Genomic DNA, 15,029 nt, shown 5'->3' on the forward strand with positions numbered 1-15,029 from the left:
GTGTTCGACGGGTTCAGCGCGATATACGTCGTCTATGCCGGAGCCGCACTGACCGGCATCATGGTGGCCGAGGCGATCTACCTGCTCTATGCCGGACGCAGCGACAAGCGCACCGCAATCAACCGGCGCATGAAACTGCAGGAAAACAAGATCAGCCAGGAGCAGGTGCTGGTTCAGCTGCGCAAGGAGCGGGGTCTCGACGCGGGAACGTCGCTGTTTTCTCCCGACCGGTTCCGTGCCCTGCGCACGCAGTCGGGCATGGTGATGCCGCTTTCGAAATTCCTGACGATCACCTGCGGTGTGGCGACGGCCGTTGCCCTGGCCGCGATCTGGCGCGGGCTGCCGCTGCTGATGGGGCTCATCCTGTTCGTCGTGCTGGTGCCGTTGCTGCCGGTCATGGCGATGCGCTCCATGCGCAAGCGCCGGCTGAAGCGTTTCGGCATGCAACTGCCGGAAGCGCTGGAGCTGATCACGCGCGGCCTCAAGGCCGGTCATCCGGTGCCGGTGGCCATCGCCATGGTGTCGCGCGAGATGCCCGATCCGATCGGCACGGAATTCGGCGTCATTGCCGACGAAGTCACTTATGGTTCCGACCTAGTCACGGCGCTGAATGCACTGTTCGACCGGGTCGGCCACGAGGATCTGCCGCTGTTCATCACCGCCGTGTCGATCCAGACCAGTTCGGGCGGCAATCTGCGCGAGATCCTTGATGGGTTGTCGACGACGATCCGCGAACGCGGCAAGCTGCGACGCAAGGTGCGCGCCATTTCGACGGAAGGGCGCCTCTCGGCCTACATTTTGACGGCCGTACCGGCGCTGCTGTTCACCGCCATCATGGCCATGATGCCGGGATATTACAGCGACGTCTGGGGCGTGCCGAAGACATGGTACATGATCGGCGGCTCGGTCAGCTGGCTGATGCTGGGCAATCTGATCATGTTCAAAATGTCGAATTTTAAGTTCTGACATGCAAAGCGTCATTGAATTCCTCGCTTCCCTCGCGCCGACCTCGCTGATGCCGGTGGCCGTCCTCCTGCTTGCCGCGGGAGCGGCCGCTGTCGCCTGGCCGATGCTGGTGGCGAAGGGCGACCGCAACGACGTCAAGCGCCGGCTCAAGGTCGACCAGGGTCCGGTGGCCGCCAGACCCGAACCTGTGCAGAAGAAGAATAGCGGCGTCGTGCGCGAGCAAGCGGTGAAGAGGGCGCAGGAATTCTATGCCAAGAGCGACCCGGAAAATGTCGCTCGCCTGCGCCTGAAGCTCATCCAGGCGGGCTACATGGAGCCGCGCGCCGTCGGCATGTTCTTCCTCATCCGGTTCACGGCAATGATCGGCACGACGTTCGCGGTCTTCGTGCTCAACCGGTGGATGGCCAGTCCCGACGCGACCATGACCAGCCGGTGGACCTTCATCATCCTGTCGGGGGCCGCCGGCTATTTTTTGCCGGGTCTCGTGCTGACCCAGAAGGTGCGCGAGAAGATGCGCGAATACCGCAACGGCTTCCCCGATTTCATGGACCTGATGATCGTCTGTTCGGACGCCGGCATGAGCATGGAAGCCGGCGTCGAGCGCGTTTCGAAAGAACTCGCCAAGAGCTATCCGTCGCTCAGCCAGAACCTGCAGCTCGTGTGCTTGGAACTTCGGGCGGGGCGCAGCCTGGACGACGCGCTGAAGGCGCTCGCCGATCGTCTCAGCCTGGACGAGGTACGCTCCTTCGCCACGCTCCTGCAGCAGTCGAAGGAACTCGGCACCAGCCTGTCGGGCGCGCTCAGGGTGTTTTCAGACGAAATGCGCCACAAGCGCATGTCGCTGGCCGAGGAGAAGGCCCATGCCTTGCCGGCCAAGATGTCGGTGCCGGTCGTGGTCTGCATCCTGCCGGTGGTGCTGATGATCGCGGTCATTCCCATCATCGTCAAAATGACGGCCCATTAGCTGTATTTTGGAGTGCGGGCGAGGTGATGGTGTTCACCGCAAAAGTCCGCCGAGGCGATTGCAAGAAAGTTATTGGGTACGGCAGGTAAATCGGACCCGCTTCGGCCTAAATGAGCGAGAAGTCCATGCAAATATTGTTGCGCACCCTCTTGCTGGGCCTCGCTGCGGCGCCGCTCGCGTCCGCGGAGATTTGAGGGGCACGCGCCGGTGGTTAATGATTGCTATTCCGGAAACTGAAAGTTAGCTGCATTTCGGCACCGAAGCTTAATCGCTCTTCTGTAGTCTCTTTCCCGAAGAACGACCCGGCAAATCGGGCGACGGGGCAGGGCATGCGTCAGATAAAATTTGCGGCGATGGCCATGATGGCAGCCGTCCTAATGATCAGCGGGTGTACGACGAACAATAACGTCGACACGACCAAGACCACTGCGATCCAGCCTGAAGGGAAGGATGTCGCCACATCCGACCTGGCGGAAGGCAAGGCACAGTTTCGCGATGCCAATTATGGTCTTGCCGAAGCGCATTTCCGCAAGGCCGTCGAGCTGAAGGCCGACAATGCCGAGGCCTGGATGGGGCTCGCGGCTTCCTATGACGAACTTGGCCGCTTCGACTTCGCCGACCGCGCCTACGGCCAGCTCCTGAAGGTTGCCGGCCGCAAGCCGCAGATCGTCAACAATATGGGTTATTCGCAACTGTTGCGCGGCAACAAGAAGAAGGCCCGGGCGCTGCTGCTCGAGGCGAAGGCCGGCATGACCGATCCCACCGTTGTCGACGCCAACCTCGCCTTGCTGAACAAGGGCTGATGCCGGTTGATGGTCGCGCCGTCCAGGGGGGCGATTTTGGCACAGGTGGCATCGACGCTTTGTAAACCCTATTCGCAGCTTGGGCCGAGAGATCGCCCGAAAATCATATCCGAGGGCTGCCGCTGACCTAGAATGCGGCGCAACCGCCGACGCTCGAGAGGCCTCCGCCCGATATGCTGGATTTCAGTTCGCTCCTGCTCGCAGCCGCGCTGTCGGGTACCTGTCTAGCCGCTACCATGGTTGCGATCTGGCTCACGGCGCCGCGGGCGGGCTTCGTGCTGACAGTGGCGTGCGGCATTATCGTGCTCGTCGCGCATGTGATCCTGTTCTGGCGCTATACCAGGGAGCCCGATCCGCTGCTTTGCCAGATCGCGCTGGCGCTACTCAGCCTGGGTTTTCTCATCATCTGCATTTCGGCCATGCAGTATCTCGGCGTGCGCGAGCACAGGCGTGCGATCGCGCCGACATTTGCCGCCATGGCTGTCTGCGCGGCCGTGACTTTCATGGGCCTTGACGGGGTCGGCTTCGTGATCACCTACGCGACGGTTACCGCGCTGCTCTCGACGATCGGGGCCATGTTCTGGATCAATGGCAGTCACGATCGCCGTATTCTCCTGGTGGTATCGTTCCTGAGCGGCACCTGTGCGCTGTCGTTTGCCCTTTGCGGCGTGGTTCTGATGGCCAAAGGCCAGTGGACGCTCGGCGTCGCGCCCGACAATTGGGCCGAACGCCTTAACTCGGTCGTGGCGGTGGCCTGTATGACAGGCCTTGGCGCGTTGACGCTTTCGCTCCACCATCTGCAGGCGCAGATCGAGCTCAAGGCCGAGACCATGACCGACCCGTTGACCGGACTGATGAACCGTCGGGGGCTGGCGTCGCTTTATGGCGAGCGCACCTTCGGCCCGTTCATGGCGATCGTCATGTTCGATCTCGATCATTTCAAGCGGACGAACGACATCTATGGACACCCGGTCGGGGACCAGGTCCTGTGCCGCTTCGCCGCCGTCATCAGGAGATATGCCAGAACCGGGGTCGACGCCTTTCGCCTGGGCGGCGAGGAGTTCGCAATCGTCATGTCGCGCGTGACGGAAGAGCGGGCCTATGACCTCGCCAGCAAGATCGGCGTCGCTTTCGGCACGGAAGTCGTGCCCACCGCGCTCGGGCCCTTGCGCAGCACGGTCAGCGGCGGGATTGGCTTCGGCGAGGCCGACGGCAGCACCCTCGATGAGGTGCTGGCCAGGGCCGACGCCACGCTCTATGCCGCCAAGCGTGCGGGGCGAAATTGCGTCATCGGCCGCAAAAAGACGGGCAGGGCCGACGTGGTCGAGCCGGCCTTGCGTTCCGCGTAGCTATTCGGCCGCGCCGAGGTAATCCGACAGCGGCGGGCAGGAGCAGACCAGATTACGGTCGCCGGCGACATTGTCGATGCGCGACACCGGCGGCCAGTACTTCGTCGCCGTGTCGGCATCGCCGGCGGGATAGGCCGCCTCCAGACGCGAATACGGATGGGTCCATTGACCGGCCAGCGCCTCGGCCGATGTGTGCGGTGCGTTGACCAGCGGATTGTCGGCCAAGGGCCATTCGCCTTTGGCCACTTTCGCCGCTTCGCCGGCAATGGCGATCATGGCCTCGCAGAAGCGATCCAACTCGCGCTTGGGTTCGGACTCGGTCGGCTCCACCATCAGCGTGCCGGCGACCGGAAACGACATCGTCGGCGCGTGGAAACCATAATCGATCAGGCGCTTGGCGATGTCCTCGACACTGATGCCGGCGCTCTCCTTGAGCACGCGGGTGTCGAGGATGCATTCGTGGGCGACGCGATCGCTCCTGCCCTTGTAAAGCAGCGGGAAATGCGGGGCGAGCCGCGTCGCCACATAGTTGGCCGAAACGATCGCTGTCTCGGTCGCCTGCTTCAGGCCGGAAGCGCCCATCATGCGGATGTACATCCAGGTGATCGGCAGGATGGAAGCGCTGCCGAAGGGAGCGGCGGCCACGGCATGAGCCGAGCCTTCGCTGACATGGCCGGGCAGATAGGGCTTCAGATGCGCCCTGACACCGATCGGACCGACACCCGGGCCACCGCCGCCATGCGGGATGCAGAAGGTCTTGTGCAGGTTCATGTGACAGACGTCGGCGCCGATGTCGCCTGGCCGAGCAAGGCCGACCAGCGCGTTGAGGTTGGCGCCATCGAAATAGACCTGGCCGCCATGCTCATGGATGAGGGCGCAGAGGTGGCGGGCGCCTTCCTCGTAGACGCCGTGGGTAGAGGGATAGGTGAACATCAGCGCCGCGAGATTCTTGGAATGCTCGTTGGCCTTGGCGCGCATATCGTCCATGTCGATGTTGCCGTCTTCCAGGCAGCGCACGACGACGACGCTCATACCGGCCATCGCGGCACTCGCCGGATTGGTGCCATGCGCGGAAGACGGGATCAGGCAGACGGTACGATGGCCCTCGCCGCGCGAACGGTGATAGGCGCGAATGGCGAGCAGCCCGGCATATTCGCCCTGGCTGCCGGCATTGGGCTGCAAGGTCACGGCGTCGAAGCCGGTGATCTCCGACAGCCAGCCTTCCAGTTCGCCGATCATGGCGCGGTAGCCGGCCGAATGGCTTGCCGGCGCGAAGGGATGCAAATTGGCGATGCTTGGCCAACTCACCGGCATCATTTCCGCCGCGGCGTTGAGCTTCATGGTACAGGAGCCCAGCGGGATCATGGCGCGGTCGAGCGCCAGGTCCTTGTCGGCCAGCCGGCGCAGAAAGCGCATCATCTCGGTTTCCGACTTGTTCTCGTGAAAGACCGGCTGGGTCAAAAACTCCTTGCCACGCGGCTTGCCGGGCAACGTGCTGTCGGCGGAAGCGGCAGCCTTGGCATCGAACAAGGCCGCGATCGCGTCGAGATCGGTGTCGGTCGAGGTCTCGTCGAAACTGATGCCGACATGGTCGGCATCGAGCACACGCAGCAGCCGGCCGGTCTTTTCGGCGGCGACCGCGATCTGGGCGGCCTTGCCGTTGGTCTCCACCGTCACCGTGTCGAAGCGGCTGGAGCCGAGCACCGATACGCCCGCCGCCTCGAGGCCGCTTGCCAAGCGGTTGGCCAGCGCGTGTATGCGCCCGGCGATCGCCTGCAGGCCGACCGGGCCGTGCCAGATGGCGTAGGCGGTGGCCATATTGGCAAGCAGGGCCTGTGCGGTGCAGATGTTGGACGTCGCCTTGTCGCGGCGGATATGCTGCTCGCGCGTCTGCAAGGCGAGGCGGTAGCCGGGACGGCCCTTGCTGTCGGTCGACTGACCGACCAGGCGGCCGGGCATCAGTCGCGTCAGCTTGTCGGAGACCGCGCAATAGGCCGCATGCGGGCCGCCAAAGCCCATCGGCACTCCAAAGCGCTGCATCGGGCCGACCGCGATGTCGGCGCCGAGTTTCGCCGGCGCGTCGGTCAGCGTCAGACCAAGCGGGTCGGCGATGAAGACGACAATGGCGCCAGTGGCGCGCGCTTTTTCGATCGCCGCCTTGTGGTCGCCATAGACGCCAAAGGTGTCAGGCCAGGAGACGAGCAGGGCGGCGGTGTTGTCGTCGATCGTCTCGCCGTCGATCTCGATGCCGAGCGGCTCGGCGCGGGTGCGCACGACGTCCAGCGTCTGCGGGTGCGGCGTGCCCGCAAGCGCCACCTTGGTGCGCTTGTCGCGGTGGTGGCGCAGCGCAATGCCAACCGCTTCGGCGACGGCGGTCGCCTCGTCGAGCAGTGAAGCCGATGCCACCGGCAGGCCGGTCAGTTCGGTGACCAGCGTCTGGAAGTTGAACAGCATTTCGAGCCGGCCCTGGCTGATCTCGGCCTGATAGGGCGTGTAGGCGGTGTACCAGGCCGGATTCTCGAACAGATTGCGCTGGATGACCGGCGGCACGTGGACGCCGTGGTAACCGGCGCCGATAAAGCTTTTCAGCACCGTATTTCTTGCCATGATCACCGACAATTCGGCGAGAGCTTCGGCTTCGCTGGCCGGCGCGGGGAGGTCCAGCGGCTGGTCGAGGCGGATCGATCTCGGCACGGCCTGGCTGATCAGTGTCTCGACCGAGGGAACACCGATGACGGCGAGCATGGCTCTGACGTCGGCAAGGCCGGGTCCAATGTGGCGGGCCGAGAAGGGGTAGGGAGCGGCGGTCATGTCAATACGTCCCGATGTCAGGCGATATGGGCTTTGTAGGCGGCCTCATCCATGAGGCTGGCGAGCTGACTTTCGTCGACGAGCTTCATCTTCCACAGCCATCCGGCCCCGGTTGCCGCCGAGTTGACCAGCGAGGGGTCGGACGACAGCGTGCCATTGGCTTCGGTGATTTCGCCATCGACCGGCGCATAAACGTCCGAGGCTGCCTTGACGGACTCGACCACGACGGCGGTGTCGCCCTTGGCGAGCTTCTTTCCCGTTTCCGGCAGTTCCACGAAGACGAGGTCGCCGAGCTGCTCCTGCGCGTAATCGGTGATGCCGACGGTGGCGATGCCGCCCTCGACGCTGAGCCACTCGTGATCCGATGTGAAATAGGTTGTTGCCATGGAATTCATCCTTTGCGGTAGCGATGAGGGGTGAAGGGCAGAGAACTGACATCGACTGGGATCTTCGTGCCGCGCACGTCGGCGAAAATCCGCGTTCCGGGCTTTGCCAGCGGCGTGGAGACATAACCCATGGCGACCGGATGGCCGGCGGAAGGGCCGAAGCCGCCCGATGTGACATGGCCGGCAGGATTGCCGTCGGCTTCGAACAGCGCGGCACCGGCGCGCACCGGCTGGCGACCCTCCGGTTTCAGCCCGACGCGCTTCTGCGCCGGACCACGTTCCACCGCGGCGCGCAAGGCGTCGGCGCCAATGAAGGTGCCGGAGGCACGGATTTCTTTCGGGATCGCCCACATCAGCGCCGCCGCGGCCGGGTCGGTCTCGGGCGTGATGTCCTGGCCATGCAGGCAGAGGCCGGCCTCCAGCCGCAGGCTGTCGCGCGCGGCAAGGCCGATCCAAAGCACGCGTTCATCCTCCAGCAGCTTGGTGACAAGGTCACGCGCATCGGCTTCCGGCAGGCCGATCTCGAAACCGTCCTCGCCGGTGTAGCCGGACCGGCTCATGAACCAGTTTTTTCGCGGCTCGACCCCATGCATGAACAGCAGCGAGCCGGTCTCGATGCCGGCGCGGGAGAGTGCAGCCCAGGCTTCGGGACCCTGGATCGCCAGGAAGACGCGGTCGAGCGGCTCGACCTTCACCTCGAAATCGGTCGCCAGGGCGCGCAAATGCTTTTCGTCGGCGACGGCATTGCCGGCATTGGCGACCACCATGAACCTGGTGTCGCCGAGTCGGGTGACGATCAGGTCGTCGAGAATGCCGCCTGCTTCGTTCAGGAAAAAGGATAGCTTTGACTGCGAGATTTCGAGCGCGCCGGCGTCCAGCGGGCAGGCGCGGTTCAACAGCGCAACCGCTTCCGGGCCACTGACCTCGAACAGTTTCATATGCGAGATGTCGAACAACCCCGCATGCTCGCGGGTGTGAAGATGCTCTTTCATGACGCCGGCCGGATAGGTCAGTGGCATCGACCAGCCGGCAAAGGCGCCGAAGCGCGCTCCGGCAGCCGCATGAATATCTTCGAGGGGAAGGTGTTTGTCGTCGTCGCCCGTCATGTCGCCTCCAGAGTCGCACGCAATCGGCCGCTGATGGCGACCAGTCCGTGCCCCTCTGTCTGAAGCCTGAGAGACTCGCGCAGCCGGAACTCTGTCAGCGGCGCTTACACCTTCGGCGCGGGGGCAAGCCCCGACTTTCCAGAGTGTCTTTCCCGTCTACGGTTCTTTTGCCTGAGAGATTTCGGGCGATTTCCCCTTCGGCGGCAGCTCTCGCTGCTCTCTCCCGCAAACAGGTAGGACTCAGAACCCTGAGCCCTCGACGCGCCATCCATAGCCCGTCGACGACACCTTGTCACCTCCCAGCGACATTGTTCTGACAAGTCTTCGCTAACCACGCCGTTTGCCGGTTTTTCAAGACACTCCTGATAAAGCTGACCGATGTGACGCTTTGGGGCGGACGGGGACGACAGATGGGCGAGTTGATCATGAGTGCTCCGGTGGCGGGGCTGACTTCGAATAACCGCATTGCTTCAGAGGATGTCGTGATGCTGCGCCGCGACGTGTTCGCCGACGGCGTGGTGAGCCGGGGCGAAGCCGAGGCCTTGTTCGCGCTCGACCACACGGCGCGGGACAAATGCGCTGAATGGGCGCCGTTCTTCGTCGAGGCGGTCACCGACTACATCGTCCATCAGGAAAAGCCCTTGGGCTACATTTCGGGGGAGAATGCCGACTGGCTGGTCCGCACGATTTCGCGCGACGGCATGGTCGACAGCCGGACCGAACTCGAATTGCTGGTCCATGTGCTGGAAGAGGCGAAATCCTCGCCGAGCCGGCTTTGCGTCTACGCGCTGGAGCAGGTCGCCCACGCCGTCGTCGACGGTAAGGGACCGCTGACGCTTGGCGGCGCGCTGGTGCCCGGACTGATCGCCAGGGCCGAAGTCGAGCTTTTGCGCCGCATCCTGCATGCCCATGGTGGCGACGGCAACATCGCCATCACCCAAGCCGAGGCCGAGGTGCTGTTCAGGATCAACGAGCGGACCGCCCAGGCCAATAACGATCCGTCCTGGAACGACCTGTTCGTCAAGGCGGTCGCCAATTTCGTCATGTGCTCGGCCGGTTATGAGGCGCCCACCCGCGAGGTGGCGCTGCGCCAGGAGACTTTCCTCGATCATGCCGATCCGGAAATCGGCGGCTTCTTCAGCCGCATGATCTCCGGTGGTCTTGCCGGTATCATCGAGGCCTACCGCTCTCCTGACGACATAGAGACCGAATGGGAGGCCAAGAACAGGGCCGCCGAGGCGCTGGCCCGCCGTGCCGAGACGATCGATGCCGGTGAGGCAAAGTGGCTGGTGGGACATATCGGGGTGAACCGGCCCCTGTACGAGAATGAGCGCGCACTGCTGACCCTGATCAAGCATGCCTCGCCGGAAATTCATCCGGCGCTGAAGCCGTTGCTCGACAAGGTTGCCTAAGCCCCGCCGTCCGCTGCTATTGTTTTGCAAAGAATGATATTGGAACGGCCTTCGGGCCATCCCGAGAATTCGGCCATACGCTCGAAGCCAGCCTTTTCATAGAGATCTGGTGCCTGGAAGTCGTGGCTGGAGACCCAGATTTTCCTGACACCGCGATCGGCGGCCTCCGCGACAAAGGCGTCGAGCAACTGCCTTGCGTAGCCGCGACCTCGGTGAGCCTCGTCTATCCACATCAAGGTCAGTTCGGACGTGCCCGCCCAGGAGTAGCCGGCGGCTACTCCGACCGCGTGTCCCGCGCCATCGCGGACGACAAAGGTCAGCCCTCGGTCATCGTCGCGGTCGATCATACGTCGGTTATCGCGGTTGAGACGATCCTCGAGCGAACTCAATTCCATGGGGGACAAATCGTGCTCGGCCCGTATGCGAGGGACCATCAAATCCCGCCATACCAGTCATAGCCGTTGTCTTCCCAATAGCCGCCCCGGCCGCCGCCGATAGTGGCGAAGCCGTCGACCAGTTCGATCTTGTAGAGATATTTCGGCATTTTGTAGCCGAGCTGGCGCTCGACGCGGACACGCAGCGGCGCGCCGTTCTCGACCGGCAGCGGCTTGCCGTTCAGGCCGTAGGCAAGGATCGTTTGCGGATGGCGGGCATCGATGAGGTCGATCGTGCCGTAATATTTGATGTCGCCTGACAGGCTGCGGTCGATCGTGTCGAGGCAATGGAACATGACATAGCGGGCCTGTGGCTTGACCACCGCCTGGTCGAGCAGCAGCGCCAGTGGCGTGCCGGTCCATTTGGCGATGCAGCTCCAGCCTTCGACGCAATCGTGTCGGGTGATCTGGGTGCGGCTCGGCATGTTCATGAGCTGCTCGCGGGTGAGCGACAGCGGCTTTTCGACGAGTCCTGATACTTCCAGGCGCCAATCGGTGAAGTTGTTGGCGAGCAGGGCCTTGTAAGCGTCGTCGTCCGGCGCGGTCACGCCGTTCGGCCGCATTGGCTGACGGATGTCAGCCTCGGTGAATTCGGGCGCCAGCGAATTGCCGCCGCCGAGCAACCGTTGTGCCTTGTGGGTCAGGCCATTGGCGTTTTCGAGGAAACTGCGCAGGCCGCTGCCGATGCTGAGCTGGCTGTCGAAGGCGTCGCAGCCCGACAGCATGATGCCGGACGCGCCGAGGCTGGCGGCGGTGAGGAACTTTCGGCGGCTGATCTCAAATTTCGCCATCTCAGGCACTCCTCTCGGACGTCTTGTCGTCATGCACGGGAGGATCGGTGCGGTACCAGCCGGTGATGATCGAGCGCAGTTCGTTGATCGGGCCGGCGGCGAGGATCATCAGGATGTGAATGACGAAGAAGGCGACCAGCAGCACCATGACGGTGAAATGGATGGTGCGTGCCGTCTGCCGGCCACCGGTCAATTCATTGAGGAAGGGCAGCACCGAATTCATGCTCGGCGACATTGCAAGGCCGGTGATGATCATCAGCGGCAAGAGCACAAACAGCACGCCGCCATAGGCCATCTTCTGCAGCGTGTTGTATTCGCGCGTGTGGTGGAATTTCAGCCTGGCGTGGTTCGCGATGTCCCGTGGCAAGCGTTTGAGGTCATCCAGGCGAGGCGCCAGATCGCGGCGGATGTGGCCGTTGATCAGGCTGGCGACGAGCCAGACGATCAACGTCGTCGTCAATATCCAGGCGAAGAAGAAATGGATCACGCGGGCGGTACCGAGGTCATAGTAGGACGGGATCGTCGCCCAGGACGGGAAACCGCGCGCCGTCTCGTTACCGGCCGGGCCCGACCAGCCGAGGACGCCTGTCGTGTCGAAGCGGTGCCCGAAGATTTCGGTGTAGCCGCGCGGCCCGGCATTGGTGTTTTCGGCGCCTATGGCGAAAATGGTGTTGTTGTAGTCAAAGCCGGATTGCTTGCCGATGTAGAGCTGCGGGCGGGCATTGAAGATCTGCAGGCCGGACAGCAGCATGAAAAACAACGAGATAGCCCATAGCCAGTGTGTCAGCCGCGTCCAGCGCGACTGCCGGTAGATCAATGTTTTCTCTTTTGACGCGGGGACGCCCGGTCCAATTTCGGATTGGCTTCTGGCAACCGATTCCATCTTGTCTGGTCTCCCGGCCTTGCGGCTTGTCCTAAGCGTTCATTGTCCTCTTGATACGTCGCGATCCAAACCGATGTTTCATGCGATCACGGATTTATTACGGACCGCCCAGGCTGACGGCGAGATTGACGGCGGCGGCGACGATGACCGTGTTGAAGAAGAACGACAGGACCGAGTGGACAAGCACGACGCAGCGCATGTGCGTCGTCGAGATGTTGGTGTCGGCGGTCTGCGCCGTCATGCCGATGACGGTCGAGAAATAGAGGAAATCCCAGCCCTCGGGGCGTTTGTCGCCCGGGAACAGCAGGCCGCCGACCGGAATCTTCTTATTGGTGCCGGCGTCGACCGCGTCGCCGTCCATCCAGTAGACATGGGCATAGTGGAGCGCAGCCATGGCATGGATGGTGAACCAGCCGAGCGGGATCGACAGCAGTGCGAAGCCGAGTTCGATCGGGTGATCCCCATCCTTGCGATTGATCAGCAGGAACAGGGAGACAAGGGCAACGCCGACGACAACGAGCGTGACCGCGAAGATCACCAGCACCGGCTGATCGGTGGCGCGTGCATTCTTGCTCAGATACTTGCCGGTGAATTTGGGCATCTGGCTGACGACAAGAAGGACGTAAGCGGCAAAAAATATGTTGGCGCCGATCGAATAGGCGAGTGGGGCGTGCAGCAGCAGCGCCACAAGCAGCGCAAACGCACCGATACAGGCCGACACCGCGAACAGCATGTGGCGCTGCATCGGTTTCTTGATCGGGGTTTCGGCGGCCATGGCGGTCTCTAGCTGGATGGCGCTTTGTTGCTAGCCCGGTGTGGCGGATTTCAGCGCGCGCCGCAAGATGCGGTCAAGTTCACCCAGGAACCGGGAACGATCCTGCGGCGCGAAGCTGGCATTGTAGCCCTTGCTCTCGCCGGTTTCGCGCAAATGCTGTTTGAGGTCCCGCATCGCCACCGCCATGCCGATCGTCTCGGGCGTGAACGGCCGCCCGGTCGGTCCAAGCACATGCGCGCCGAGCGCCACCGTGCGGGCGGCGAGCGGAATGTCCGCCGTCACCACGATGTCGTTGGGCTTGGTGTTCTCGACGATCCAGTCGTCGGCGGCATCGGCACTCTTGGAGACCACGACATTGCGGATCATCGGGTCGCGGGAGGGGCGCAGACCGCCATTGGAAACATAGGTGACGACGACGCCATGGCGCTCGGCGACCTTTTCTACCTCCGCCTTGACCGGGCAGGCGTCGGCGTCGACGTAGATGGCGGGTGCGGGCATTGTCTCTCCGGAAACGAGCAGGGGCCGGAAACATATCCGGCCCCTGCCTGAAATCTCTCGGTCGTCAGGCCGGCAGGGCGCCGGATTTCTTCGCCGTCCAGGTGGCGATATAGTCCATCAGGCCCGGATTGAGGCAGTCATAGGGTTCCAGCCCGATCGTCCTCAGCCTGCCGCGAATGCCGTCCATGCGGCTTGGGTCGACACCCGATTCGATGATCGAGGAGACGAAGGCGGTGAAGCCCGGAGGCGACCAGCCGTCTTCCTCGAAGCGCTCGGGATGGATGAAGGACAGGCCCTTGAACGGATGGTCGCGCTCGACCGGCCCGTGCATGTGGACGCCGCATTGAGTGCAGGCATGACGCTGGATCAGCGCCGAGGGGTCGACCACCTTGAGCTTGTCGCCGTTCTCTGTGACGGTGACATCGCCGGTGCCGGCTACCGCAACCACCGAGAATACAGCACCGTCGGGTTTCCAGCATTTGGTGCAGCCACAGGCGTGGTTGTGGGCGATCTGGCCCTTGACCTTCACCTTGACCGGCTTGCTGGTGCAGGCGCAGACCAGCGTGCCGCCGGCAAAGCCGGCGCTCTCCCTGGGCAGCCCATTGTCGATCTTTGGGTGCAGTTTCTCCGCCATTGTTTCTCTCCTCCCATGTTTCACCACAGGGGTCGCCGGCCGGATGGCCGGCGGCGTGTGGCTGTCTTTTAGTAAACCACGACACTCCGGATCGACTTGCCCTCATGCATGAGATCGAATCCCTTGTTGATGTCCTCGAGCTTGAGCGTGTGGGTGATCATCGGGTCGATCTGGATCTTGCCGTCCATGTACCAGTCGACGATTCTCGGCACGTCGGTGCGGCCGCGCGCACCGCCGAAGGCGGTGCCCATCCAGCTGCGTCCGGTGACCAGCTGGAACGGCCGGGTCGAGATCTCCTGGCCGGCGCCGGCGACGCCGATGACGACCGACTTGCCCCAGCCGCGATGCGAGGCCTCCAGCGCCTGGCGCATGACCTTGGTGTTGCCGGTGCAGTCGAATGTGTAGTCGGCGCCGCCGATCTGGTCGGCACCGCGCTTGGTCATGTTGACGAGATAAGGCACGATGTCGCCGTCGATCTCCTTCGGATTGACGAAATGCGTCATGCCGAAGCGCTCGCCCCATTCCTTCTTGTCGTTGTTCAGGTCGACACCGATGATCATGTCGGCGCCGGCAAGCTTCAGGCCCTGGATGACGTTGAGGCCGATGCCGCCGAGGCCGAAGACCACCGCTGTCGCGCCTTGCTCGACCTTGGCGGTGTTGATGACCGCACCAATACCGGTGGTGACGCCGCAGCCGATGTAGCAGATCTTGTCGAAGGGCGCGTCGGGGTTGACCTTGGCCACCGCGATCTCCGGCAGCACGGTGAAGTTGGAGAAGGTCGAGCAGCCCATGTAGTGGAAGATCTTGTCCTTGCCGATCGAAAAGCGCGACGAGCCGTCCGGCATCAACCCTTGCCCCTGGGTGGCACGGATGGCGGTGCACAGATTGGTCTTCCTCGACAAACACGACGGGCACTGACGGCATTCGGGCGTATAGAGCGGGATGACATGATCGCCCTTCTTGACCGAAGTGACGCCCTTGCCGACATCGACCACCACGCCGGCGCCCTCATGGCCGAGAATGGCGGGAAACAGGCCTTCGGGATCGGCGCCCGACAGCGTGAATTCGTCGGTGTGGCAGATGCCGGTCGCCTTGATCTCGACCAGCACCTCGCCATCGCGCGGTCCATCAAGGTCGACCTCCATGATCTCCAGCGGCTTTCCGGCGGCGACAGCGACAGCGGCGCGGGTTTTCATCGGGCAATTCCTCCAAAGGCG

General features: G+C 63.3%; 15 protein-coding genes and 1 riboswitch. Of the genes, 5 read left to right on the plus strand and 10 right to left on the minus strand.

Features of this window, described 5'->3' with window-relative positions; genetic code table 11:
* From FJW04_RS22225 to FJW04_RS22240, 4 genes are all read left to right on the plus strand, one after another.
* Positions 1-966: a type II secretion system F family protein gene (locus tag FJW04_RS22225; RefSeq protein ID WP_140716748.1), complete on the plus strand. Its 966-nt coding sequence runs from the start codon at positions 1-3 to the stop codon at positions 964-966.
* Position 967: 1 nt separating this feature from the next.
* Positions 968-1,930: a type II secretion system F family protein gene (locus FJW04_RS22230; protein WP_140616159.1), complete on the plus strand. Its 963-nt coding sequence runs from the start codon at positions 968-970 to the stop codon at positions 1,928-1,930.
* A gap of 329 nt (positions 1,931-2,259) precedes the next feature.
* Positions 2,260-2,733, plus strand: a complete 474-nt coding sequence (locus tag FJW04_RS22235) for a tetratricopeptide repeat protein (RefSeq protein ID WP_015317599.1) — start codon at positions 2,260-2,262, stop codon at positions 2,731-2,733.
* 173 nt (positions 2,734-2,906) lie between these two features.
* Positions 2,907-4,082 (plus strand): GGDEF domain-containing protein, encoded by a 1,176-nt coding sequence (locus tag FJW04_RS22240; RefSeq protein WP_015317600.1) that lies wholly within the window; start codon positions 2,907-2,909, stop codon positions 4,080-4,082.
* Here FJW04_RS22240 and gcvP read toward each other — a convergent pair whose 3' ends face one another.
* The 3 genes from gcvP to gcvT are packed head-to-tail and all read right to left on the minus strand — an operon-like array spanning position 4,083 to position 8,385.
* Entirely contained in the window at positions 4,083-6,893 is a 2,811-nt protein-coding gene (gene gcvP, locus FJW04_RS22245) for an aminomethyl-transferring glycine dehydrogenase (protein WP_140716750.1), read from the minus strand.
* Positions 6,894-6,910: 17 nt separating this feature from the next.
* Positions 6,911-7,279: a glycine cleavage system protein GcvH gene (gcvH, locus tag FJW04_RS22250; protein ID WP_140716752.1), complete on the minus strand. Its 369-nt coding sequence runs from the start codon at positions 7,277-7,279 to the stop codon at positions 6,911-6,913.
* Between the two features lie 5 nt (positions 7,280-7,284).
* A complete protein-coding gene (gene gcvT / locus FJW04_RS22255; RefSeq protein ID WP_140716754.1) occupies positions 7,285-8,385 on the minus strand; it encodes a glycine cleavage system aminomethyltransferase GcvT in 1,101 nt (366 codons plus the stop codon).
* Between the two features lie 149 nt (positions 8,386-8,534).
* Positions 8,535-8,621: riboswitch (glycine riboswitch) on the minus strand.
* Between the two features lie 174 nt (positions 8,622-8,795).
* Here gcvT and FJW04_RS22260 point away from each other — a divergent pair.
* Entirely contained in the window at positions 8,796-9,797 is a 1,002-nt protein-coding gene (locus tag FJW04_RS22260) for a hypothetical protein (RefSeq protein WP_140716756.1), read from the plus strand.
* Here FJW04_RS22260 and FJW04_RS22265 read toward each other — a convergent pair.
* The 7 genes from FJW04_RS22265 to FJW04_RS22295 all read right to left on the minus strand — a co-directional run bounded on the left by FJW04_RS22265 (position 9,794) and on the right by FJW04_RS22295 (position 15,008).
* Positions 9,794-10,192: a GNAT family N-acetyltransferase gene (locus FJW04_RS22265; protein WP_140716758.1), complete on the minus strand. Its 399-nt coding sequence runs from the start codon at positions 10,190-10,192 to the stop codon at positions 9,794-9,796. The genes FJW04_RS22260 and FJW04_RS22265 overlap by 4 nt on opposite strands.
* A 38-nt stretch (positions 10,193-10,230) precedes the next feature.
* Positions 10,231-11,022 (minus strand): molybdopterin-binding protein, encoded by a 792-nt coding sequence (locus FJW04_RS22270; RefSeq protein ID WP_140716760.1) that lies wholly within the window; start codon positions 11,020-11,022, stop codon positions 10,231-10,233.
* Between the two features lies 1 nt (position 11,023).
* Complete coding sequence (locus tag FJW04_RS22275) at positions 11,024-11,905, minus strand: cytochrome b/b6 domain-containing protein (RefSeq protein WP_140716762.1); 882 nt, start codon at positions 11,903-11,905, stop codon at positions 11,024-11,026.
* A gap of 97 nt (positions 11,906-12,002) precedes the next feature.
* On the minus strand, positions 12,003-12,680 hold the full coding sequence (locus FJW04_RS22280) for a DUF1345 domain-containing protein (protein WP_015317608.1): 678 nt from the start codon (positions 12,678-12,680) through the stop codon (positions 12,003-12,005).
* A gap of 30 nt (positions 12,681-12,710) precedes the next feature.
* The gene (locus FJW04_RS22285; RefSeq protein WP_015317609.1) at positions 12,711-13,178 is read right to left on the minus strand and encodes a YaiI/YqxD family protein; all 468 of its coding nucleotides are present in this window, start codon (positions 13,176-13,178) and stop codon (positions 12,711-12,713) included.
* 64 nt (positions 13,179-13,242) lie between these two features.
* Entirely contained in the window at positions 13,243-13,812 is a 570-nt protein-coding gene (gene gfa, locus FJW04_RS22290) for an S-(hydroxymethyl)glutathione synthase (protein ID WP_140716764.1), read from the minus strand.
* Between the two features lie 68 nt (positions 13,813-13,880).
* Positions 13,881-15,008, minus strand: a complete 1,128-nt coding sequence (locus FJW04_RS22295; protein WP_140716766.1) for an S-(hydroxymethyl)glutathione dehydrogenase/class III alcohol dehydrogenase — start codon at positions 15,006-15,008, stop codon at positions 13,881-13,883.
* Between the last annotated feature and the right edge of the window lie 21 nt (positions 15,009-15,029).

Source organism: Mesorhizobium sp. B2-7-3 (assembly GCF_006440715.1).
GTDB lineage: Bacteria > Pseudomonadota > Alphaproteobacteria > Rhizobiales > Rhizobiaceae > Mesorhizobium > Mesorhizobium australicum.

Bases quoted from the DNA above. Each gene is read 5' to 3' on its own strand.
- FJW04_RS22230 (WP_140616159.1), top strand. From the start codon at position 968: ATGCAAAGCGTCATTGAATTCCTCGCTTCCCTCGCGCCGACCTCGCTG.
- FJW04_RS22235 (WP_015317599.1), top strand. From the start codon at position 2,260: ATGCGTCAGATAAAATTTGCGGCGATGGCCATGATGGCAGCCGTCCTA.
- FJW04_RS22240 (WP_015317600.1), top strand. From the start codon at position 2,907: ATGCTGGATTTCAGTTCGCTCCTGCTCGCAGCCGCGCTGTCGGGTACC.
- gcvP (WP_140716750.1), bottom strand. From the start codon at position 6,893: ATGACCGCCGCTCCCTACCCCTTCTCGGCCCGCCACATTGGACCCGGC.
- gcvH (WP_140716752.1), bottom strand. From the start codon at position 7,279: ATGGCAACAACCTATTTCACATCGGATCACGAGTGGCTCAGCGTCGAG.
- gcvT (WP_140716754.1), bottom strand. From the start codon at position 8,385: ATGACGGGCGACGACGACAAACACCTTCCCCTCGAAGATATTCATGCG.
- FJW04_RS22260 (WP_140716756.1), top strand. From the start codon at position 8,796: ATGGGCGAGTTGATCATGAGTGCTCCGGTGGCGGGGCTGACTTCGAAT.
- FJW04_RS22265 (WP_140716758.1), bottom strand. From the start codon at position 10,192: ATGGAATTGAGTTCGCTCGAGGATCGTCTCAACCGCGATAACCGACGT.
- FJW04_RS22270 (WP_140716760.1), bottom strand. From the start codon at position 11,022: ATGGCGAAATTTGAGATCAGCCGCCGAAAGTTCCTCACCGCCGCCAGC.
- FJW04_RS22275 (WP_140716762.1), bottom strand. From the start codon at position 11,905: ATGGAATCGGTTGCCAGAAGCCAATCCGAAATTGGACCGGGCGTCCCC.
- FJW04_RS22280 (WP_015317608.1), bottom strand. From the start codon at position 12,680: ATGGCCGCCGAAACCCCGATCAAGAAACCGATGCAGCGCCACATGCTG.
- FJW04_RS22285 (WP_015317609.1), bottom strand. From the start codon at position 13,178: ATGCCCGCACCCGCCATCTACGTCGACGCCGACGCCTGCCCGGTCAAG.
- gfa (WP_140716764.1), bottom strand. From the start codon at position 13,812: ATGGCGGAGAAACTGCACCCAAAGATCGACAATGGGCTGCCCAGGGAG.
- FJW04_RS22295 (WP_140716766.1), bottom strand. From the start codon at position 15,008: ATGAAAACCCGCGCCGCTGTCGCTGTCGCCGCCGGAAAGCCGCTGGAG.